Source organism: Anabaena sp. CCY 9613, assembly GCF_963920895.1.
In the GTDB taxonomy this organism is placed as follows: Bacteria; Cyanobacteriota; Cyanobacteriia; order Cyanobacteriales; family Nostocaceae; genus Cyanocohniella.
Genome location: NZ_CAWUDE010000028.1, coordinates 14,725 through 38,525 on the forward strand (window position 1 = coordinate 14,725; position 23,801 = coordinate 38,525).

A 23,801-nucleotide genomic window follows, 5' to 3' on the forward strand; every position below is an offset into this window, starting at 1 on the left:
ATCAATAATTTTTTCTGCTTTATTGTGACGCATTTTTAAGAAATATTACAATTTAAATTTACTGAAAATATTCTCCGAAAAAATAAAATATTTTTAGCCCCAACAGAGAATATTGCAGTTTAATAGCGTCATAGTATTTTGTAGAATAAATAATTGTTTGCTGATTTAAAACCAGCTAAAAATAACGTAACTAAATTTTCAACAAATTCTCAGCTTAAATTAATTTAGACGGTGAGATAAAGCTTTAAATTGTTTTTATTCATCAATTTGAGAATATCAAGCTATGAAATTCCAGAATTTAGTCATTCTATTTATACTTACCGCTGTGACAATAGGCTGCACAAAAGAAGTAAGTTCCAATCAACCCGCTGTTCAAACACCAAGTGCAACCACCGTAGCCAGCCCAATTGCTGAACCGGGGAACTTTCAAGCTGCGGAACACCCAACTCAAGGAAAAGTTAGCGTCATTACTGAACAAGGTAAACGCTACCTGGAGTTTGATCAGAATTTTAAAACTGATAAAGGGCCTGACTTATTTGTGATTTTGCATAATTCTGATATGCCGCCAGTTTCTGGTATTCAAGAAAAAGATTATGTGAATATTGCCCCCTTACAAAAAATAAGTGGTACTCAACGTTATGCTTTACCTGATAATGTAAATTTGGTAGACTTCAAGTCTGTGGCGATCTGGTGTCGCCAATTTAATGCCACTTTTGGCTATGCCGTTTTATAAAACCAACAAGTAAAAGGCAAAAGAAATATTAATCTCTTTTGCTTTTTATATTCCCTATTTAGTGAAAATTAACATATGCAAACAGCAGATTTTTTGCGTCTGATACATCCAGTAATGGCAGTTATCTTTATCTATCCACTGATTGGGATTGTGGTAAGTTTTGCCTGGCAAACACGCCAGCGACGCTTACAAAATAGAAAGGTAGCTGAAAATAAGAGTAGAATCAACCCAGGCGTGGGAAAAGAACATAAACAGTTCGGTAACTGGTTGACAAGTGCAATTGTGGGGCTGTCTTTAATCGGTTTAGCCTATCCCATTGGTAAGAATATTATCAGTAATCAATTATGGAATGAAGGGCGTTTTCAAGTTGCATTTATTATATTGATGTTTATTTTAACTATTACTTCTCTCATATTTCTTTATTTATCAAGACAGCGTTTGTGGCGGGGAGTTTTTGCCACTTTAACTGGTGCAGGGTTAGTGATTCTCGGTTGCCAAGATGGCGTATTTCGGCGAACAAATGAGTGGTACTGGTCACATTATTATATAGGAATTGCCGCATCATTATTGATGATTTTTTCTGTGGCGATCGTCCAAGATATTTATCAAGATAAATCAAATCGCTGGCGGCTGACCCATCTCATTTTAAACTGTATTGCTTTATTACTATTTATAGGTCAGGGATTTACAGGAACAAGAGACTTATTAGAATTACCTCTGAGTTGGCAAGAACCCTACATTTATCAGTGTGATTTTGCCAATAAAACCTGTCCAACACCAAATCCACAAGTGTCAGAATGAATCAAATGAGGAAACTTTGGACAAGAATTTATCCTCATTCATTACAGGTGCGATTAACAATTGGGATTGCTTTAGTTTCAGCTTTAGGATTAGGTAGTCTAGCTATTTGGACAAGCTGGAAAATGAAGGAATTATTAATTAACAGCCACAAATATAATATCCAAAGAATTGCTCAACGCCTACCAAATGATGTGCAACTTTATAGTGAAATATTGCCATCAAAAATTGGGTTGCAAAAGGCAATTAACAATTTGACTAGTACTAATACATTTTTATGGATTAAAAGTCCTGAAAATGATATTTTAGCAAAATCTACTAACTGGAATCAGCTATCTGATAGGGCAGCAGCTAAGTTAATGTCTCTAACGGAGATGTCAGTGAAACCCCAAGTTAATCAAGTGGATAAACGCTACTTTGTTGTGTGTGGGGCTGTATTACCAGTACAGGGTCAAACTTTAGGAAATTTGTTTGTGGTACAAGATGTTACCAACGAACAAAAAATGTTTTTAGTAATTGTGCGGAGTTTGGGAATTAGCAGTGTTTTTGTGATTACAGCAATTTCTGTGGCGATCGCACTTTATATTAAGCGTTCTCTGCAACCTCTGCGCCAGTTAAGTCAAATGACAGAAGTTATTTCTATTGAAGATTTAGGTAAAGCGCAACTTTATTTAGATAATGCACCCAGTGAAGTTAAAGAATTAGCCCAAACCTGCAATATGATGTTATCGCGCCTCTCCCAATCTTGGGAGCAAGAGCGACAATTTGTGAGTAATGCTTCCCATGAGTTACGTACACCGTTAACTATAGTACATGGTTACTTGCAAAGTGTCTTACGTCGGCAGCATAATTTAACCCCAACCCAAAAAGAAGCTTTAGAAACTGCTGCATCAGAAGCGGAACGCACCATCCGGCTTTTGCAAGATTTACTTGATTTAGCGCGAGCAGATAGTGGTTATTTGCATCTTCGTATGGAACCCTGCGTGTTAAATGACTTAGTTGCAGAAGTTGTGGGTATGGCTCAAAAGTATAGCGATCGCTCGATTAAAATAGAGTCAACAACTCAGATAATTGAGGTGAAAGCCGACTATAATCGCTTAACTCAAGTATTGCTAAACTTAATTGATAATGCTGTGAAATATTCCCCAGCAGATACGCCCGTGACTATAAAGTTAAGTCAACAAAACCAAGAAGTATTGATTCAAGTTTGTGATCAAGGTTTTGGCATACCTTTACAACATCAATCACGAATTTTTGAGCGATTTTACCGCATAGATGAAGCTCGCACCAGTTCTACTGGAGGTTGCGGATTAGGATTGTCAATTGTCAAGACACTGATAGAAAATATGGGTGGTAGTGTGACAGTGCGTAGCTGTTCAGCCGATGGTCTTCAGACATTACAATTGGATGCGGTAACTGTATTTACTATTACTTTGCTTGCTTATAAAGCATAGTAGGGAACAGACTGAAAAACTTATTGATTTTTCTGCTTTTTCTCTTTCTTAGCGTGTCTATATATCTTTTGTGGTTAGTTCCTTTATCACTCAACTATTTACTGGCATATTACTACCTGGCAACAGATTTGCTAAGATAATGCAACATAATTTAATGGCAAGGTAACTATTACAGTTGTACCAACATCTTGCTGGCTTTCTATTTGGATTGTTCCACCATGTATATCTACACACTGTTTGACAATAGCCAATCCTAATCCAGTTCCTTGAACTCGGCGCACATTACTGGCGCGATAAAAAGTTTGAAATAAACGAGGTTGGTCTTTTAAAGGAATACCCCTTCCTTGGTCTGTTACCTTGAAGGTTGCCACTCCATTCTGGCAGCTTAAATCAAACTGAATATGGCTATCTTCAGGAGAATACTTAATAGCATTAGAGAGTAAATTAGTAAAGATACAATTTAGTAAATCCTCATCCATTTCCGATTGGGAGCATTCGCCTTGAGAAGTAAACGTAATCATGTGCTGGTTACCTGCATCAAACTGAAAACCTTCTGTTAATTCATTACAAAAAGACTCTAGATTTAAAGATACAGGGTTATATTCAAATTTTGTTGCTTCCGTTTTACTTAAAAATAATATTTCATCTAACAGTTGTAACATCTGTTTAATGGCATTTTGTACACGTTCAAAGTATTTAATTCTCTGTTCTTGAGTGAGTTTATCATTGTTATATTCAATAATCTCTAAAGCCGTTTTAATGGTAGTCATGGGGTTACGAAACTCATGAGAAACCATAGCGACAAAGTTTGATTTTAGCTCGTTGAGTTCCTGTTCCTTTAACAAAGCTTGACGGCTACTTTCTTCACTTTCACGTAGCTTTTTGAGAATTTCTTCCCGTTCCATAGCGTAGCGAACAGAACGCATTAATAGTTGAATCGTAATTTGATCTTTAACCAGATAATCCTGTGCGCCTTCTGCTAAGGCTCTGAGTGCTAATTCTTCATCATCAAGCCCTGTTAACACTACAACTGGAATATCTGGCACAGCTGCTCGATATGCTTTTAAAGTTTCTATTCCCGTAGAATCTGGCAGACTTAAGTCTAACAAAACTACATTGAATCTGTGTTGCGGGAAACTTGCGGACTGAGAACTATGAGATATTACTTCAGGGTTTTCTAAGCTCAAATGAATCGCTTCCCATAGCCGTTCCACATGCGTCATCTGCCATTCTTCTTGTTGTGTACGCAAAAATATCTGACGTAGGAGTCTGGCATCAGTAGGGCTATCCTCTACAAGTAGAATGTGAATCATTATCTTTCGCACACAATATCGTTGTATAAATTTGCCTGATAATTGATCAATTTCTTATCTGTTTAGAAAGCGTTAAAACAGTGAATTTTGCCAGTACGAGTAAAAATTATTTCCTTTATAACTCTCTTGGTAGTGCTACTGCCGCCAGCCAGAAATCTTTGATTAACTGTACAACTTGGATAAACTGGTAAACATCTAAGGGTTTTGTGACATAACAATTAGCACTGAGATTATAAGAACGTAGTATATCCTGCTCATCGGCTGAAGTAGTAAGTATAACTACGGGGATAAGCTTGAGATGGGGGTCTGATTTAATTTCTGTTAGTACTTCACGCCCATCCATTCCGGGAAGATTTAAATCGAGCAAAATTAAGTCTGGACGGGGGGAATTAACAAATTCGCCTTGCTGCCATAAGTAGTTCATAGCAGTTTCACCATCTTCCACCCAATGCAAATTATTGGCGATTCTGGCATTGACAAAGCCTTTGATGGTGAGATTAGCATCGCTAGGAGAATCTTCAACTAGCAAAATTTCAATATGACGGAATGCCTGATGATAATCCATGCAATTATTAAATGGTTACTAGAGGGTTATTAAATGCATACAAGGCTCATGCTTTAATAAAATAACTTAATTATCATTCAAGGTAATATAAAAAATTGTTCCCACTCCCGGCTGAGATTCAGCCCAAATTTGACCATGATGCCGCTCGACAATTTTTTTGCAGATGGCTAAACCAATACCTGTTCCGGAAAATTCTCGTCGAGTATGCAGGCGTCGAAACACCTCAAAAATACGCTCAAGATACTGGGGTTTGATACCAATGCCATTATCTTTGACTGAGAATAGCCAGGTTGGGGACTGGGAAAATTCTTCTCCATCTCCGTGATCTTTTTTAACTGCGCTAATGTAAATTTGTGGTGGTTCTTGTTTGCGAAACTTAATAGCGTTGCCGATGAGATTTTGAAATAACTGTATTAGTTGAGTTTTATCTGCAAGGATTTCAGGTAAAGGATCGTGAGTAATGATGGCATTGCTTTGGGCGATCGCTACATGTAAATTACTAAGAGCTATATTGAGTACAGCATTGCAGTCAACATGGGAAAATTCTTGCCCACGAGTTGCCACACGCGAATAAGTCAACAAGTCTTGAATTAATTGCTGCATCCGCTTTGCTCCATCAACAATGTAAGCAAAGTATTCTTGAGCAGATTCATCAAAAAGTTCTTGATATTCTTGTCCTAACAGTTGGCTATAGCCTGTCACGGCTCTTAATGGTTCTTGCAAATCGTGGGAAGCGACATAAGCAAACTGTTCTAATTCTTGGTTAGAGCGTTTTAACTCCTGATTCAAATTTTGTAATTCTGCTGTTCGTTCCTCAACTTTAATTTCTAGTTCTGCTTTAGCCTGTTTTAGTGCTTCCTCCGCTAGTTTACGGTTAGTGATATCAGTGTTAGCACCAACCCATTCTTGAACTTCACCATTAGTATCTAAAACGGGAACTGCACGGGCGGCAAAAAAGCGATAACTACCATCAGCCACTCGCACACGATATTCAATCTGATAAAGACTTTTGGTTTCCAGGGACTGATTCCACAATAACTGTGTTAACTCTCTATCTTCGGGATGAATTGCATCCAGTCGTCCCCACCCTTGGACTTCTAACTCACTTTGCCCAGTCAAATCTCTCCAAGATGGAATATCTTCTACCACAGTACCGTGAGCATCAGTAATCCAAATAGCTTGAGAAGTAGCAATTACTAGTGAGCGATAGCGTCTTTCATTCTTTTCTAGGGTAATTTCTGCCAATTTACGGCGAGTGATATCTTGAAAGAAAATTGATAGCCCCTCTGGGGATGGATAGATGCGATTTTCAAACCAGCGATTCCACGGTGGATAATATTCCTCCATTTGAATTACTCGTTGTTCTGCCACAGCTTGATAATAGTTGTGATAAAACTTTTGTCCCACACCTTCGGGGAATTCTTCCCAGATGTTTTTGCCAATCAAATCAGTAGGATTACGGTTGAAAAGTTGTCCGGCTTTCTGATTGATGTAGGTATAACACCAATTGTGATCTAGGGCAACAAAGGCATCTGTCACAGTTTCTAAAATATTTGCCAGTTTCGCTTTTGCAGCTTGCTGTTCCACCGCAATAGCTTCTTCAGATAATGTTTGATTAATCCGAATTTGCTGGCGGAGGAGTGTATAAACAACTATTAGCAGAATAATACTTAAACCATAACCTAAACTGATCACAATGATAATTTGCTGAGTTAGAGAATCTGTAAGTGCTGCCCGTTTTTGTAATACAATTTTTTCCTCATTTTTTATAGACTGGCTGATTGTTTGAAGTTGTTGATTAGCCTCTATACCTGGTTGACTAAAAGCTAGTTCATTGGCTGCATTTAAATTATTTTGCTCAAATAAATTTATTGATTGGTCAAGCAAAACTAGTTGCTGGTCAATTAAAGGTTCAAGTTGATGTAATCGGCTTTGTTGCTCAAGATTGTCACTAGTTAATTGCCGCACAGCTTGCAGTAATTGAGATACTTTTTGTTTCTCGTCTTGATAAGTTTTTCGGTAACCTACATTGCCAGTCAGAATATAACTATTGCTTCCACTTTTGGCATCACTAAGACTAGCCCTGATTTCATCTAAGGTGTTTATAACTTCATAAGTATGAATTACCCATTTTTTTTCCTGATTCAATCTTTGGATACTAAAATAGGAAATTAAACTCACACCACACAGTAGTAATAGTGCCAAAGTAAAACCACTCGCCACAAATTTTCCTGACTGTTTATGCATCTCATTCGGTTGAGTACTAATAGCAGGTGACTAGTGACAAACCTCTGTGGCCTGGATGAACAGGCAAGAGATAAGTCTGAATTAAATGATACAACTGGTTGGTAACCTGCTACTTGATACACTACATATCTTTAAAAACAGCCAATGACTTTGTAAACTATGTTTGAGAAATGAGAAGCTCGGTGTCTCCGAGATACAGGTCTAATGACTTCATTTGTAGTACCCGTACCTACGTAATAACTACCATTGAGAAAACGGGTGTGTTACCAAGTTGCTGTTAAAATATCGATAGTCGTGGGAAACTTCTTGCCCAATCCACGTGGGCACTTCAAACACTTGGTTAGCATCACTGAGTTCGACTTCTGCTAAAATCAAACCTTTATTCACACCGTCAAACTCGTCTATTTCCCAAATCAAGCCGCCCCACTCTATTTTGTATCTAATTTTTTCGATAAAAGGACGACGGCATAATGTATCAAGCATTATTTGAGCATCTACCACAGGAATCGGGTACTCAAATTCTAATCGAGTCACATTGACAACAGGCCCTTTAATTGTCAAGTAACCTTGTTCTCCGATGATCCGCACACGTACAGTAACTTTGTCTTGAGTAGCTATATATCCCTGACGATATATACTTCCCTTAGCTAATTCTCGCCAACCATCTCCTTTGACTAAAAATTTACGTTCTATTTCTTTTGCCATTTTTTTAATTATTATTTAATAGGGACTAGGGGCTAGAGGCTAGAGGAAATCACCTCATCTAGATGAAGAAGTTTGTATATTCAAGGAAAAATTTTAATCTTTTTAGCAACTAAATTCTTGATTTTAAGATATTTTAGATCCTGTTAAAAGTTTAAAATTGGTAAAATTTTATAATAAGTCTAGCTCTGCTGTCTACATAAAAATATTACCAGTTATCGACTAGCAAATAACTGGAGATAGAATTTATGATTTAGTGCGATCGCTCTTAATGATTCTAGCTGCTCATCAGATTGCCAGAACAGAGTATTGGCGATCGCACTGTTTAATTTCCCTCATGAATATTGACAATGAGAGAACATTTAACTTAATCAAGTGAAAACCAACTTAATAACCGCATCCAATACGACCAGATCCACGGTCAAAGTTAAGTACACCATTATCCACATAGTTAGTGATAGGTAGGCGTTGAGCAGTATCAGTTTTCTGAGCAATAGCCAGAGATGAGACAGATTCCTGCCAACCTACAAACAATTCTGAGGTGAAGCGGTTCATAATCTTTAGTTTGGTAAGTTGATGGTAATTTCTACAAGCGCAGGAAGTTTACGAAGAGAAGATTCCACGAAGCTTTGAATATATTCTAGCAAAAATATTAGTTGTGAAACAGTCAACCACATACGCCATATGATAGTTACCTGACGCAGCACAATCAGGAAAAATTTTCCAGTCAATCTTAATTAAAAACTAGACTTGCATGTTATTTAATTCATATTCCTTACCAAATTGCTTGAGAAAATTGACACATCGAGTTAAGCTTCCTTAGCGTAACCGCACGCTGTAAACTTAGGCGATGACAAATCAGCCCTCTTCCGTAATTCCCTCTTGCACTTGGAGCCGTCCCATTGGTTTAGGTTGGGACAAGCCCTATACTGTCCGCTACGCGAGTAACATTGATGACGGACCCTGGCATGGAATGCCTTTAGGTGGCTTTGGTGCAGGTTGTATCGGTCGGTCTTCCCGGGGAGACTTTAACCTGTGGCACATTGACGGTGGTGAACATACTTTCCAAAATATTCCTGCTTGCCAATTCAGTGTATTTGAATCCCATCACACAGGTTCTCAAGCTTATGCTTTGTCTACGGAATCGCCGACAAATGGAAGTCTGGCAAGTTGGCAATGGTATCCAGCATCCACAGCTACACAACAGACAGGAACTTATCACGCCTTATACCCGCGTAGTTGGTTTGTCTACGAAAACGTCTTGCAAGCCCAGTTAACTTGTGAGCAGTTTTCGCCTATCTGGGCCCATAATTATCAAGAAACTAGCTATCCTGTGGCTATGTTTGTCTGGAATGCTCACAATCCCACAGATGCACCAATTACTCTGAGTATTATGCTCACTTGGCAAAATATGGTGGGCTGGTTCACTAATGCTTTGAAATCACCCCAGGTGCAAATTCGGGATGATGGTAGTCCGGTTTATGAATATCAACCGCGTTTAGGTGAAAGTCAAGATAATTACAATTATTTAGTTGATAATATCCAACATGTTGGTTGCATTTTAGGTCGGGTTGATAGAGATGAATCAGTAGCAGAGGGTGATGGCAGTTGGTGTATTGCCACAATTAACCATCCCGGTGTGGAAGTATTTCATCATACTCGCTGGAATCCTGCGGGCACGGGGGAAGATATCTGGTCAAGCTTTGCTGCTGATGGTTCTTTGCCTAATTATCAAGATGTCAATCCGGCATTAGAAAATACACAAATTGGGGCGGCGATCGCAGTGCGTTTTACTGTCCAACCAGGGGAAAGTTTAGCCATTCCCTTCGTACTGGCTTGGGACTTCCCGGTAACAGAATTTGCCGCCGGAATTAATTACTACCGCAGATATACAGACTTTTTTGGTCAAGGTGGTAATCAGGCTTGGGCGATCGCTTCTACTGCTTTAGAACAATACCAAAGTTGGCAACAACAAATCCAACGTTGGCAACAGCCGATTCTGGAACGGGAAGATTTACCCAATTGGTTCAAGATGGCACTATTTAATGAATTGTATGACTTAACTAGTGGTGGTACTCTCTGGAGTGCAGCATCAGAACTTGACCCCATTGGGCAGTTTGCGGTGTTGGAGTGCTTAGATTATCGCTGGTATGAAAGTTTAGATGTGCGGTTGTATGGTTCCTTTGGGCTGTTAATGCTGTTTCCGGAACTGGAAAAGTCGGTGATGCGGGCGTTTGCGAGGGCGATTCCCCACAGTGATGATCATCAGCGGGTGATTGGCTATTACTACACCATTGGGGCAGAAACGACAACAGCACCACGCAAAGTTGCAGGTGCAACGCCCCATGATTTGGGCGCACCTAATGAACATGTATGGGAAAAAACCAACTACACCTGCTATCAAGACTGCAACTTATGGAAAGATTTGGGTAGTGATTTTGTATTGCAAGTATACCGAGATTTTTTGCTTACTGGTGCAGATGATGTGCAATTTTTAGCAGACTGTTGGGAGGCGATCGCCCAAACTCTCAGCTATCTGAAAACTTTCGATTTAGATAACGATGGCATTCCCGAAAATTCTGGCGCACCTGACCAAACCTTTGATGATTGGCGTTTACAGGGTGTGAGTGCTTATTGTGGGGGGTTGTGGTTGGCGGCTTTGGAGGCGGCTATCGCTATTGGTAAGGTTTTGTTAACGAACCACAAAGCTACGGAAAACATTGAGAAGTTAGTATCAATTTATCAGGTTTGGTTGGAACAGTCGCGCCCTATCTACCAAGAAAAGCTGTGGAATGGTGAATATTACCGTTTGGATAGTCACAGCGGTTCTGATGTGGTGATGGCGGATCAATTGTGTGGTCAATTTTATGCCAGATTGTTGGGATTGCCGGATATTGTACCAAGCGATCGCGCCTTATCTGCTGTAAAAACTGTTTATCATGCTTGCTTCCTCAAGTTCTGCAATGGTCAATTTGGTGCTGCTAACGGTGTTCGTCCCGACGGTTCACCAGAAAACCCCAAAGCTACCCATCCGCTGGAAGTTTGGACAGGAATTAACTTCGGACTAGCCGCATTTCTCGTACAGATGGGGATGAAGGATGAAGCTTTGCAGTTAACGGGCGCTGTGGTGGAGCAAATTTATGACAATGGGCTACAATTCCGCACACCTGAAGCTATTACCGCCTCTGGAACTTTCCGCGCTAGTACTTATTTGCGGGCCATGGCGATTTGGGCAATTTACCGAGAATTATGTATTAAATGATATATAAATCCGGTTTTTGACTCTAGTGGACTGACACAGCTAAAATGTTGCATTAAATTTATCTTGTAGGATGGGCGTCTCGCCCGTCCGGTGCAGGCAATATGCTTACACTACAAGAGTTATATCTATCACACCATTTTAGGCTTGTCAGTCCACTACTTGTGAAGGATTTGGGGTGATTAAAAATTGCGTCTACCATAGAAAAATTTGTAATCAAAGATACATAATAACTGACACAAATGCTTGAAAGTTGCCGTTCTGATGGGTATTGCGCCTAAAACTGGGAAACTTCGAGATTTTTAATTTTATTTTCCGGGTGTATCAATAACCCCAGGAAAATGTAACTAGGGTTAAAAAAGATTTTAAATACTGACAGATTAAAACTGCATTGTTTAATAAAAATATTATTAATGCTAGCCATAAATATTACTAATATTAATGGGCTGATGTTTGCCATTAACTAATTGATTGTTCAAATTGATAATTAAACATTTTAGAAACAAACCAGAAGTTAAATCATGAACCCCTCTTTGTCGTTCAGAGTTCAAGGAGATATGAACCAAGATATGAGCAACGAGCAATCTCCTACTCGAGAAGCGGCTATCCTCAAACTTGTGCAGATAATTGTAGGGGATATAAGTCTCGCATCAGAGTTTAGCCAATATTGGATGATGCGTGAGTTTAAACTGGGTGATGAATTGAGTAGTTCTGCTCTCAATGAAGACAGTTTTCTACATTTTGTCTGTCAAGGTCGTGTGCGTTTGTTGAGTTTTGATGTGACTCTAAAGCGGGAAGTTTCGACACAATTAATATTAGCAAAACAAACTTTTGGGGCAGATCATTTATTTTGTCATCAACCTTTACCATACCGGGCGATCGCCGCGAGTGCTGGTTATGTAGCAAGCATAGCTATTGCTGATTTAAAACAGTGGTTAGAGCGTTTACCTAGTCTCGAAAGTTATTTACAGCACTTCACAGGTGAACAGCAAGCATTAATTTTCTTTAAAACTTATACTGAGTTGCGATCGCTTACCAGTAAAACTGTGCGTGAATTGCTACCCTACTTTGTAGCCACTAAGATCACGGCTGGCTCATCCTTAGCAGAAGTCACTGCACTAGTAAAGGGGCATTTTTGGTTGGTAAGTGGCAAAATTGCAGGTTCACAACAGATAGGAGATAGCTGGGGATATGCCGATACCACACCGAATGATGGTATTGCCCAAACTGATTTGTTAGTTTACCACCTATCTCCAACACACTGGGAAACAGTCAGGGCGATCGCACCGCAGTTATTGGCTGGTCAGGGTGAACCAGTCGCAGAAGTCTTGGAAGTTGCCCAAATACCACTTCCGGCGCCATCAGAAACTAGTACAGAAACTATCTACCCTTCTCCAAAAGAACCTTTAGCAGAGATTGTAGAAATTGATTTTCTGGAAACAGATAACCAGCTACCATCAAAAACTAAGTCTTGGCGTGACTATCCATTTATTCAACAACAAAGTTCATCAGATTGTGGTGCGGCGTGTTTGGCAATGATTAGCCAATATTGGGGTAAGTACTTGCGCCTCTATACTCTGCGGAATTTAGCCCAAGTAGACCGCATGGGTGCATCTCTCCAGGACTTAGCCGCAGCAGCGGAAACCTTAGGATATGATGTGCTACCAGTAAGAGCAAGTTTAGATAAGTTCGATACTTATGCCCATCCTTGGATTGCCCACTGGCAAGGAATGCACTATATAGTTGTCTGGAAAGTTAAAAGCGATCGCTTGTTGATTTCTGACCCAGCTTTAGGTAAACAATGGATATCACGTCCAGAATTTATCGCCAGTTGGACAGGGTATGCTTTACTATTAAATCCCACTGAGCGTTTTCACACCCTCAAAAGCGAAAAAGTTTCTTGGGGTCGCTATGGTGATACTTTGTGGAATTACCGAAAATTAATTGGGCCGATTATTCTTTCTTTAATCTTGGTGCAATTATTTGGGTTAGCAATGCCTTTATTTACCCAAATAGTTATTGACCAAATAATTCCCCGACAAGATTTTGAAACCCTAAATATTTTTGTTCTCAGCTTTCTGGGTTTAGGCATCTGGCGCACTGTCTTAACAGCACAGCGTCAATACCTCTTGGAGTATATTGCTAACCGCATCGACTTGAATTTGATTGGTAGTTTTATCAACTACACTTTGCAGTTACCATTGCAATTTTTTGCATCGCGCCAAGTTGAAGACATTCTCAGCCGTGTTCCAGAAAACAGCAAAATTCAGTTGTTTCTCACCCGACAAACTATCAGCGCCATTATCGACGTTTTCATGGTAGTAATTTATCTAGGGTTGATTACTTATTACAACTGGCAATTAACTTGTGTGGTGCTGGTTTGGCTGTTATTAATCGTGATTTTGACTCTCGCCACAACGCCATCTCTGAAAAAAGCTGCCCAGGAAATTCTCAAAGAATCAGCAGGACATAATTCTGCAATGCTGGAAATAATGACTGGCATTGTCACAGTCAAAACCACAGCATCTGAGTATCCTGTGCAAATGCATTGGGAAGAGCGTTTTCAGAAAATGCTCAAGGTGCGGTTACGGGGTAGAAAGTTAGCTAGTAATTGGCAATTAATTAGGGGTTTGATCAATCAAATTGGCAGTACCTTAGTTTTGTGGTTCGGTGTCAATATGGTGATTAATGGGCAAATATCCCTGGGTAAGTTTATCGCTTTTAATTTACTTATTAGTAATATCACAATGGCAGTGTTGGCATTGGTGAATTTTTGGCATGAGTTACCAGAAATTCAGATTTCTCTAGAGAAATTGGCAGATATTTTTGCTTCCCAACCAGAAGATAATTCCCCCACACCTTTACTGGTAATGCCCACAATTCGCGGTGAAGTCCATTTTGAAAATGTTTCTTTTGGATACAACCCTGGTAAATATCACAACACCTTGCACAATATTTCTTTTCAGGTGCAACCCCAGCAGACTATTGGTATTATCGGTCGCAGTGGTTCGGGTAAAAGTACATTAATGAATTTGCTGGCTGGTTTATATCGTCCCGACACAGGCCGGATATTAATTGATGGACAAGATATTGCCCTAGTTTCGCCGCAGTCGTTACGCAGTCAATTAATTTTGGTACCCCAGGAGTGTTGTTTATTTTCTGGAACCATTTTAGAAAATATTACCCTGTATAGTTCAGAGTTTAGTTTAGAACAGGCGATCGCCTCTGCCAAAGTAGCAGAAGCACACAGCTTTATTCAATCATTGCCTTTGGGGTATGACACCAAAGTCGGAGAACGAGGGATGATGTTATCTAGTGGACAAAAACAAAAAATTGCCATCGCCAGGGCATTAATTAGGAATCCCCGGATTTTGGTTTTGGATGAAGCTACTAGCGGTCTAGATGCAGAGTCAGAACGCTGTCTACAAAAAAACTTAACCCGGTTCAATAGCGATCGTACTACTTTTATCATTTCTCATCGTCTCTCTAGCGTCCGTCATGCTGACTGTATATTCGTCCTAGACAGAGGTGTTTTAGTGGAACAAGGCACTCATCAACAATTAATGGCCACAGCTAGTCTTTATCACCACTTAGCCCAACTGCAATGACAAATGTAAATAAAGGCTTGTAGTAAGTCTTTTATAAAGTCCTACGGGTATACCTGTGTTTATCACCGCAGACGTGCCAAAGAATCTTCTCGCAGAGTAGGGTGTAAAGCCCCTCTAAAAAGCTGATGTCATAATATCAGCAGTTGCCTCATAAGTGTAGGTTAGGAAATAAATTAACGTGAGTTCGATAAGCTGGAAATTACCCCTCTCCATTCCTCTCCCCTGCAAGGAGGAGCCACTGCTTTGGGCGGCTTTGCCGACTTGTAGCAAGTGGCGTTAGAGGCTTAAAAAGCTGATTATTTCGTACCACATGAGACACTTTTTGCCCCTTCCCTTTTAGGGAAGGGGTTGGGGTTAGGTTCCGTCTAATTCACGTTAATTTAATCATAAAAACCAGGACATCCAGAAACTTTCAAGTCTGTACTCCTCTAGCCCCTAGCCCCTAGTGGAGATAGAGCCACAATTATAAATCAGTAAAAAGCCTATTCTATAAGCATTAAGACAGCGCTAATATTTCTAGCTGATTAATATAATAAATTTCCATGTAGGGTGTATTGTCGCGTAGCGCAACGCACCGTTAACCATTCAAGGTACTTTAACCTACAGCATCTTATACCCTACAGACTATAGGTGATTTTTGTGGCTTAAAAAAATTAGTAGAGCATCGCAATTCTAAATTTTTGATTAAGACCTGCTATATTTTTACCCCAAATTATATTGGTACTAATTAAAAAGTAACGATACATACCATAAAGCATTGCTGAATATTTGACAAGATACAAAACCATTTTGCCGTAGAGTTACTAGCCATACTATGTCTAGAACACTTGAATGTTAAGCAATTTAGCCGCATTAACCCACTTAAACAATGCGTATCAGGTAAAAATAATTTTCAATAACTCAACCTCAAACCTATTGATTTGACGTTTTAATGATATTTATCTTGTTGTTTTTATTAGTTATTGATTAACTCATTGAGTGGTAAAATTTTCTAGTATACTGATAAAAGATAAAGCCTCAAATGCGGAGTTACTGAGGGGTTTCACCCCCCATTACTTAGTAAAAAGGGGACGAAAACCAAAGTTGCACAGCATACTAGGAATCCGGAAAAATCTTCAGTAAATTTAATTTATGATCATGTTAGAATAGCTGATGACATTAAAGATAAAACGTAGTATAAATACTAAAGTAGTCATTAATGTTCTGGGAACAACAGTTTTTATCTCCTAGCCTAAAACAAATAGATTTCTCTAGAAATACCTTGATTTTAGAGCCAAAAAATATACAATAAAGTTATCAGGTCAAAAATTAAACTAGGGTTTCAATCTTTCAAAATAGGTAAAAACTGCATCTACCGCGAGCCAAATAAAGACTTGTTTCTGTTAGTCAAATTCCATACAAAATGTGAATTTTATACCGTTATTTCGCTGCCAAGCAAAAGTTACAAATGAACAATCAGCAGTGATGGCTACTTCTATTAGCACCGCAGGCAGTCTCAAAAACTACGGCACAGCAGCAAACAGACTTGATTAAACACAGTCAAGTTTTTCATTAAAAGTCAGCTCATGGAAAGAATCATCAGGTCAAATGCAGTTGCAACCTCACGTCAAGGAGGAAGGTTAGAGATGAAGCTCTATGATTTTTATTTTTACTACTATCTAAAAAGATTTTTGTACACAGTTGTGGATGTAGCTAGTAAATTTGCTCAACATCCGCTCCATATCTAATATGTTTTTTGGACTCACTAAGTAATTAACAGCCAACAGTAACCCTAATAACTAACGAAACTCAGCCAGTTTCATCAACAACAACAACTAACACTATGAATCAAGATATTCCTGGAATTAGTAGCAACTTCAACAAAGCCATGAATCCTCAACAATTTGACCAAATAGTGGAAGCAATTCTTGCTGGAAAGTATTCCTGGGCATGTGTTTTAATGCTACGCATAGTTGGTTATAATCCTTTGCATTACATTCCCTACCGCACTTATAACCGACTACTTAAAGAAAATACCCAAAACAGAACACATCAACAGCATCACGAAAATAAGAATGCTGCTAAACCATCAATTAACCAAAAACCGCATTCTCAGGCTTCCACCAGTTGTTTAAGTAAAATCAAAGACCTGGCGTATCTGGAAGTGGTAGGAAAACAAAAGGCAGAAATTCGTGGTGCTGGTATGGATAATTACTCAGTGCAGTCAAAACAAGACTCTCAAACCTTAGCATCTTAATTAAAACCGGGAAGCACTCAAAATTTATCTGGCAACAGTTGTGAATTCAATTAAAAAATCTATTGCATCGATAGATTCTGCTTTACAGTTGTAGGGAACATAGCTGTCTCCCTACAGCTTGGTCTATCTACTTAAAAATATTGCAACTAATGACGAAAATAATTGCCAAAATCTGCCAAAATGGCAAATATTATTCCCTAAAATCAGATAAATTATAAATAACTACTCAACAAGAGGTGTTTGAAGCAAAATTCATTTACAACGATAAAATCAAACATTATCTGATTATGAGACACCTCTAATTGATTGCTATTGCTGAAGCAGTCAATATTTTAGGGAGTAAATAACTCCTAACCCAAAACTAACGATTCTAACGTTGCTATTGGTGGTTCTTTTTCCTAGAGAATTTAAGCAGAATAAGTTAGGTAGCGTCTCCCCGCCATCCTAATTTTGAATGCCTGTTATCAAGTTTTCAGACGTGGGTAAACTGGATAAAGATTCTTAACTGAAGTTAATGTTATTTGAGCTTGAACCACTTATATGTAACAGTATTAACACCAGTGGAAAAAGAAACGTGACAAATTAATCGTTGTTATGGCTGATAGAACTTATAGCTCTTACGCTTTTTGGCTAACATAATAATCCTCTTCTCCCAACTAGGATTATTTATGCTTGATAAGCTTACAATTTATATAGCTAATACTGGAAGCTCAAACATTTGAACAGCTTCCAGTTTTTTTATAGTTTTTAGTGAATTTTAGTAACTATAGGAATCCTGTTTGATGTTTGTTGGTGTATCCTGTCCTATGCGCTTAAAAACTCAATACAACTTGAATAGTCTGAGGCTTATTACCTTACCTGCGTCAGCAAGTTATAGGACTCCTATGTAATTTTTGCATTACACGTAGTGGCGTGACACGACTAAATTACTGCACAAAAAATTTATATCTAATACACGATTTTAGCTGTGTCAATCCAGTAGGGTAGGCTTCGCCCACAGTATCCAGATTTTGTGGGGCTGAAGTTTTTTCAGATATGATTTAGGATTGCTATATCAAAAATCAACACCGACTACTAAATATCCTCTAGCCCCTATCACCCATGAGTGACCTTTCTAAAATAGTGATTACATCAGAAGAAATTATCGACTTCCTAAAAAAAGAAATGAATTTTAGGGAAGTATATAAAAAAATATTATTTAATAAAATTATCTGGCGGGTAGCCGCAGAAAAAGGAATAATTGTTACCAATGAAGAAATTGAAGCTGAAGCTAATCGCCAACGACGGGAACAGCGCTTAGAGAAAGCGACAGACACCCTAGCATGGTTAACTGACCAATTAATCACTCCTAGCGACTGGGAAATGGGAATTAGCGATCGCCTATTAGCACAAAAACTATCTCAGGCATTATTTTCTCAAGAAATAGAACAGTTATTTATGCAGAAGCGTTTGGAGTTTGAGCAAGTTATTCTTTATCAAATTATTGTTGATTCTGAAAAACTGGCTCAAGAAATTTATTATCAAATAGAAGATGGTGAAATCAGTTTTTATGATGCTGCTCATATTTATAATATTCATCCTTTATCTAGACAAAAATTCGGTTTTTCCGGAATCAAGTATCGATTTTCGCTGCAAATAGAGATAGCTGCACTTGTATTTCAAACACCACCCAAACAGTTGATAGGGCCTTTAAAAACCGAGCAAGGTTATCACCTGTTGATGGTAGAAGAGTTTATTCCTGCTGAGTTAACATCGGCAAAATATCAAGAACTGATCAATAGTATGTTTCATAATTGGCTAGTGACCGAGTTAGATTATTTACTTAATTCCCAGACTGGGGAAATTTCATAAACTCAATACATCATATCAAATTATTTTTTAGATATCTAATAGTTTTCATAATTATATGAAATCAATAAATTTCATTCTCAGGATAGATACTTGTAAGCTTTGGAACTATGATTTTGAGACATATTTTTCTCATTCTAGCGATAGATGTAGGATTGTTGTTAATTTCTTATCATGATTTTTTGGTAATCAAATATCTGGAATAAAGTCTTAATTTATATTTGACTAATTATGGTTGATTACATAAACTTAAATGCCACGAGTTTGTGTTTAAGTAAAGTTAATAATTCCGCAGACTTATGACCGATAAAATTAATCATTAATTTCTAATAAAGATATAATCAATATTGAGTAAAGATTTCATGTTTTTTCTCAAAACCCTTGACTCAATGCCTAAAAATTTCTAAAAGAAGAACAGTAGGTTAAGACAACAAAGTGAAAAACTGTCACTTGATCGTTGAACTTGTTTTCCAAAAAATTCCAGATTTATCGAAATCTGCTGATGAAATAATAGCTAGTTTTAAGCTAGTCTAGGAAGTAGATTTGTATTCATACCTGACCTTAGCTGCTTCTAAGTTCCAATTCGTTTGGAACACGTTTTGGCATCTTTTTGGTAATCCAAACATAACCAGGCTAAATATTTTGAGGTTTAACTATAAACTTGTATTACATAGTTAAATAACATCCTCAAAATAGGAGTCATCAAAAGACTCCATATTACTTCCCTGTGATCATCAACCAAGATCAATGGTTGAAAGCACTACCAACATCAAACCAGGCTGCGGGGAAGTCTATCAAACTTTTGGCGTTAATCAGTGATTAGTTCACTGGTTGAAGGTGTCTTACCAGAAATCGCTGTTTATGAGAGTAGACAACAGCTATGTTTGCTGCATATTTTGTCAGGTTTGCTTACTACTACTTATTGACTATTTGTGCTTCTATCTTGGGAGCGCACTCTTCAACGAAAAATTTGCCAACTGGGAAAAATAGAAAAGTCCCGTGATTTTATGCGAGCTTTTGAATTACTCCTCTCATTTCCATCCTGGCTACAAATATGCTGGAATGTTGAGGCTAAAAGGCAAGTATAAACCGGGTATATATCCCCTAGATCCTCATAGTACTAGGGGTAAACACCAAGCATTATCCACGCATCATTTCAATACTTAGTTAGCCTGTTAAGGCTGATTAACTTTGTAATGGCAAAACCTAATTTATCAAGGTTTTTGCCCTAGCTGCAACGGATAAATTTGCCCACATTTTCAGTAAATGGCAATTGGTAATTTTTATGTCACACTCTTTTGAAAACTACGACATGCAAGAAAGTAAGTTTTTAACGCCTTTTCAAAAAAAGGCTTTGCTGAAAAGCTTGCAGGCTAATTTACAACCAGAATATCGGCGGCGCATTGAAATTATGTTATTAGCCGATGTGGGTAAATCTCAAAGCCAAATCTGTGAAATATTAGGTTGTTCGCAAGAAATGGCACGCTACTGGATTGGTTTAGCAGAAGCAGGTTTAGCACATAAATGGAATGAGCGCCCAATTGGTAGACCAAAGATTGTTAATGATCAATATTTGGCAAGGTTAAAGGAATTAGTTAGCCATAGTCCCCGTGATTATGGTTACGCATTTACCTATTGGACAGCCCAATGGTTAAGCAAACATTTAGCCAATGAGTTTAACATTCAAATCAGCGATCGCCACATTAATCGCCTACTCAAACAAATGGGACTATCAACCAAACGTAAAAGTTCCAACCCACCGGAAACTGACCAAATCAAAGATGCTGGAATTACGATTTGTGATTTGCAATCTACCTCCGAGCCGAATTTTAACTGGTCATTAAATCTTATTCAGGCCAATAAATAATTTTGTCTTGGAGGACAGGTAATGACATCAGCGTTTTCCCAGGAACAACTAGCTCAACAACTGATCCAAGTTTTAGGTGAGTCGCTATCAGAGCGAGAAATTGAAAGGTGCTTGGTAGGGGTAGAAGTCGTAGAACCACCAGTAGCCAAGCAATTTTGGCAAGCCACAACCGCGCCTAATGGCATTTATATTGTCCTCAAGGGTAAAGTCAGACTGTTAGATGGTTCTAATAACTTAATCACCACCCTGACAACCGGAGGCTGTTTTGGTGAACTGACTTTATTTCCCGAAGCCAAGTTTAGCCCTTATGTCGCTAGAGCTTCTGTCAATCTCAAACTTGCCTATTTTCCCCAAGCCGCGTTACAAGAAGTGATCCGCAAACATGGGAGTATCTGCGATCGCCTCAAACAACGTGCTGAAGTGTGGGACTTACTATTATTATGTTGCCAAAGCACCCTGATTCCTCACAACGGCTCTGTAGAAGGGGTTCTCAAAGCACTGTCTTTATTTGAACGACACACATTAGACAGTGGCCCACCTGCATCTGAGTTATTTCAAGATACCAAACTTTGGTTACTACACCAGGGAGAACTATTACACACTGATGGACGCACATTAACACCAGGAAACATCTATGTGTATCCCCAACAAGATAGTTGGCAAGCGACACAAGCATCAACTGTTTACAGCCTGAGAAATGCTGATTGGCAAAGAGCCATAGAATACTGGCCCCAATTGACACAGTTAGCCAACTTGCAAGAACGCCAAGATGCTGACAATAATTCTCTGGCTGTAGAAAATAACTCCACAAAAATCAGCCAATTACCCCTACCAGATCCAGAACCCCAAAAGAAGCAAAAACGGGCTTATTTTCCTAGTCCCAAAGTTAAAGCAGGTCATTGGTGGGGACATTTAACTAAACGGTATCCCTTCTTTGAACAACAAAGTGCCTCAGATTGTGGCGCAGCTTGCTTGGTGATGATTAGTCGCTATTGGGGCAAGCGTTTGAGTGTCAATCGACTGCGCGATTTAGCCAACATTAATCGTACTGGGGCATCACTACGGGGTTTAACAACGGCGGCGGAAAGTATTGGTTTTACCACCCGTCCGGTAAAAGCCAGCCTAGATAAATTAGCCCAACAAACCCTACCGGCCATCGCCCACTGGGAAGGCAAACATTATGTCGTCGTTTACGAAGTCAGCAAAAGACATGTGATTGTGGGTGATCCTGCCATTAGTCAACGCACTCTCACCCATGAAGAATTTAAAACTGGTTGGACTGGTTATGCGTTGTTATTGCAACCCACAGCCCTCCTCAAAGAAACCGCAGAAACGAGTACACAATTTTGGCAGTTATTTGATTTAATCAAACCCCACTCCAAAGTTTTGCTAGAAGTCTTTATGGCTTCAGTATTAATTCAAATCTTTGGACTAGTTACACCTTTATTTACCCAGTTGCTATTAGACCGGGTAGTGGTGCAGGGAAGTACCCTGACATTAAACGCTGTGGGTTTAGGGTTACTAATATTTGGCTTGTTCAGTGTGGTCATGAACGGACTGCGACAATATCTGCTAGACCACACAGCCAACCGCGTTAGCGTAGCCTTGTTGGTGGGTTTTATTAAACACACCTTCCGTTTACCTTTAGCTTTTTTTGAGTCACGTTATGTAGGGGATATTATTTCCCGTGTCCAAGAAAACTATAAAATTCAGCGATTTCTCACCGGAGAAGCGTTATCCATCACATTGGATTTGTTGACCGTTTTTATCTACGTGGGATTGATGTTTTGGTACAGTGCATCAATGGCGTTGCTGAGTTTAGCCATCGTCCCACCATTTTTTATTCTGGCAGTTGTCGCCACACCGTTCTTTCGCCGCATTAACCGCGAAGCTTTTAACGCCACAGCCAGCGAAAACAGTTATCTGATTCAATCCCTCACAGGTATTAGCTCAATTCGCTCAATGGCAATTGAACAGACAGTGCGTTGGCATTGGGAAGAGCTATTGAACAATGTGATCAAGAAAACCTTTATGGGTCAGATAATTAGTAACCAAATGCAACTTTTTAGCTCCGCCATTGAGACTTTAGCAACTACAGGATTGCTGTGGTTTGGAGCTTGGTTAGTAATTCAAAACGAACTCACCATTGGACAATTAGTTGCTTTCAATATGTTATTGGGCAATATTATTCGTCCTTTTCAAAGATTAGTAGTTTTGTGGAACCAATTTCAGGAGATAGTAATTTCTACTGAGCGCATTAATGATGTTTTAGAAGCCGAACCAGAAGAAGACTTACACCATAAACCCCGGCAGTTTATCACTAGATTAGAAGGTCACATTAAATTTGAAAATGTCACTTTTCGCTATCATCCAGAAAGTGATATTAATGTCCTAGAAAATCTCAGTTTTGAAATTCTGCCTGAGCAAACTGTAGCCGTGGTAGGGCGTAGCGGTTCCGGGAAAACTACCCTCTCCAAACTGATTTTAGGACTATATCTGCCGACAGATGGCAGAGTATTAATTGACGCCCAAGATGTGACTAGTATTTCCTTGCGATCGCTACGTTCACAAATTGGTGTAGTTGACCAAGATACCTTTTTGTTTGGTGGCACCATCCGCGAAAACATCAACATCGCCCATCCAGAAGCCTCCTTAGAAGAAATCATGGAAGCCGCACGGTTAGCAGGAGCAGATGAATTTATCAAACTCATGCCCAGTGGCTACGAAACCCAAATTGGTGAAGGTGGGGGGATGTTATCGGGAGGACAACGCCAACGTCTAGCCATCGCCCGTGCTTTGCTAGGAAATCCGCGCTTACTACTTTTAGACGAAGCAACCAGCCACCTCGATGCCGAATCAGAGCGGATTATCCAAAATAACCTGAAAACAATTCTCAAAGGGCGCACAAGTTTGATTATTGCCCATCGCCTGTCCACAGTGCGTCATGCCGACCTCATCCTGGTTTTAGATCGTGGCTTACTTGTCGAAAGCGGCACTCACGATGAATTAATTGCCAGCAGAGGTCATTATTACTACCTCAACCAGCAACAACTGGCACCAACTACTTAAAAACCTGGGAAGTATCCGAAGTGATTAGGGACTAGGGACAAATCAATTCAAAATTCAAAATCGAGACTTTTAATTACGAATTACGAATTGTCCCAATTCCCT

14 protein-coding genes are annotated in these 23,801 nt (G+C 39.1%); 9 read left to right on the forward strand and 5 right to left on the reverse strand.

The genetic code is table 11. The features are described 5' to 3' along the window. Positions 1 to 283: 283 nt before the first annotated feature. From ACM0OT_RS22550 to ACM0OT_RS22560, 3 genes are all read left to right on the forward strand, one after another. Positions 284 to 733: a DM13 domain-containing protein gene (locus tag ACM0OT_RS22550; RefSeq protein ID WP_414566616.1), complete on the forward strand. Its 450-nt coding sequence runs from the start codon at positions 284 to 286 to the stop codon at positions 731 to 733. A 75-nt stretch (positions 734 to 808) separates the two neighbouring features. Continuing rightward, positions 809 to 1,534 carry a DUF4079 domain-containing protein gene (locus ACM0OT_RS22555; protein ID WP_414566617.1) on the forward strand — a complete coding sequence of 242 codons (726 nt, stop codon included), beginning with the start codon at positions 809 to 811 and terminating at the stop codon, positions 1,532 to 1,534. Next, complete coding sequence (locus tag ACM0OT_RS22560) at positions 1,531 to 2,985, forward strand: sensor histidine kinase (RefSeq protein WP_414566618.1); 1,455 nt, start codon at positions 1,531 to 1,533, stop codon at positions 2,983 to 2,985. The genes ACM0OT_RS22555 and ACM0OT_RS22560 overlap by 4 nt, the downstream gene beginning before the upstream one ends. 131 nt (positions 2,986 to 3,116) lie before the next feature. Here the strand turns inward: ACM0OT_RS22560 and ACM0OT_RS22565 are convergent, their stop codons facing one another. The 5 genes from ACM0OT_RS22565 to ACM0OT_RS22585 form a co-directional block, all read right to left on the reverse strand. Then, a complete protein-coding gene (locus ACM0OT_RS22565) occupies positions 3,117 to 4,298 on the reverse strand; it encodes an ATP-binding protein (protein ID WP_414566619.1) in 1,182 nt (393 codons plus the stop codon). Positions 4,299 to 4,413: 115 nt separating this feature from the next. After that, a complete protein-coding gene (locus ACM0OT_RS22570) occupies positions 4,414 to 4,863 on the reverse strand; it encodes a response regulator (protein WP_414566620.1) in 450 nt (149 codons plus the stop codon). Between the two features lie 66 nt (positions 4,864 to 4,929). Beyond that, positions 4,930 to 7,086: a CHASE3 domain-containing protein gene (locus tag ACM0OT_RS22575; RefSeq protein ID WP_414566621.1), complete on the reverse strand. Its 2,157-nt coding sequence runs from the start codon at positions 7,084 to 7,086 to the stop codon at positions 4,930 to 4,932. 264 nt (positions 7,087 to 7,350) lie between these two features. Further along, positions 7,351 to 7,815 (reverse strand): CYTH domain-containing protein, encoded by a 465-nt coding sequence (locus ACM0OT_RS22580; RefSeq protein WP_414566622.1) that lies wholly within the window; start codon positions 7,813 to 7,815, stop codon positions 7,351 to 7,353. A gap of 384 nt (positions 7,816 to 8,199) precedes the next feature. Next, positions 8,200 to 8,367, reverse strand: coding sequence for a hypothetical protein (locus tag ACM0OT_RS22585; protein ID WP_414566623.1), 168 nt, complete (start codon positions 8,365 to 8,367; stop codon positions 8,200 to 8,202). Positions 8,368 to 8,662: 295 nt separating this feature from the next. Here ACM0OT_RS22585 and ACM0OT_RS22590 point away from each other — a divergent pair, with 295 nt between their 5' ends. The 6 genes from ACM0OT_RS22590 (at position 8,663) to ACM0OT_RS22615 (ending at position 23,699) form a co-directional block, all read left to right on the forward strand. Beyond that, positions 8,663 to 11,074 (forward strand): GH116 family glycosyl hydrolase, encoded by a 2,412-nt coding sequence (locus ACM0OT_RS22590; protein WP_414566624.1) that lies wholly within the window; start codon positions 8,663 to 8,665, stop codon positions 11,072 to 11,074. A 1,325-nt stretch (positions 11,075 to 12,399) separates the two neighbouring features. Next, positions 12,400 to 14,679 carry a peptidase domain-containing ABC transporter gene (locus ACM0OT_RS22595; RefSeq protein WP_414566635.1) on the forward strand — a complete coding sequence of 760 codons (2,280 nt, stop codon included), beginning with the start codon at positions 12,400 to 12,402 and terminating at the stop codon, positions 14,677 to 14,679. Between the two features lie 1,822 nt (positions 14,680 to 16,501). Continuing rightward, positions 16,502 to 16,915, forward strand: coding sequence for a HetP family heterocyst commitment protein (locus ACM0OT_RS22600; protein ID WP_414566625.1), 414 nt, complete (start codon positions 16,502 to 16,504; stop codon positions 16,913 to 16,915). Positions 16,916 to 18,016: 1,101 nt separating this feature from the next. After that, positions 18,017 to 18,766: a peptidylprolyl isomerase gene (locus tag ACM0OT_RS22605; protein WP_414566626.1), complete on the forward strand. Its 750-nt coding sequence runs from the start codon at positions 18,017 to 18,019 to the stop codon at positions 18,764 to 18,766. A gap of 1,282 nt (positions 18,767 to 20,048) precedes the next feature. Further along, the gene (locus ACM0OT_RS22610; protein WP_414566627.1) at positions 20,049 to 20,630 is read left to right on the forward strand and encodes a helix-turn-helix domain-containing protein; all 582 of its coding nucleotides are present in this window, start codon (positions 20,049 to 20,051) and stop codon (positions 20,628 to 20,630) included. A gap of 21 nt (positions 20,631 to 20,651) precedes the next feature. Continuing rightward, complete coding sequence (locus ACM0OT_RS22615) at positions 20,652 to 23,699, forward strand: ABC transporter transmembrane domain-containing protein (RefSeq protein ID WP_414566628.1); 3,048 nt, start codon at positions 20,652 to 20,654, stop codon at positions 23,697 to 23,699. The last annotated feature ends 102 nt before the right edge of the window (positions 23,700 to 23,801 follow it).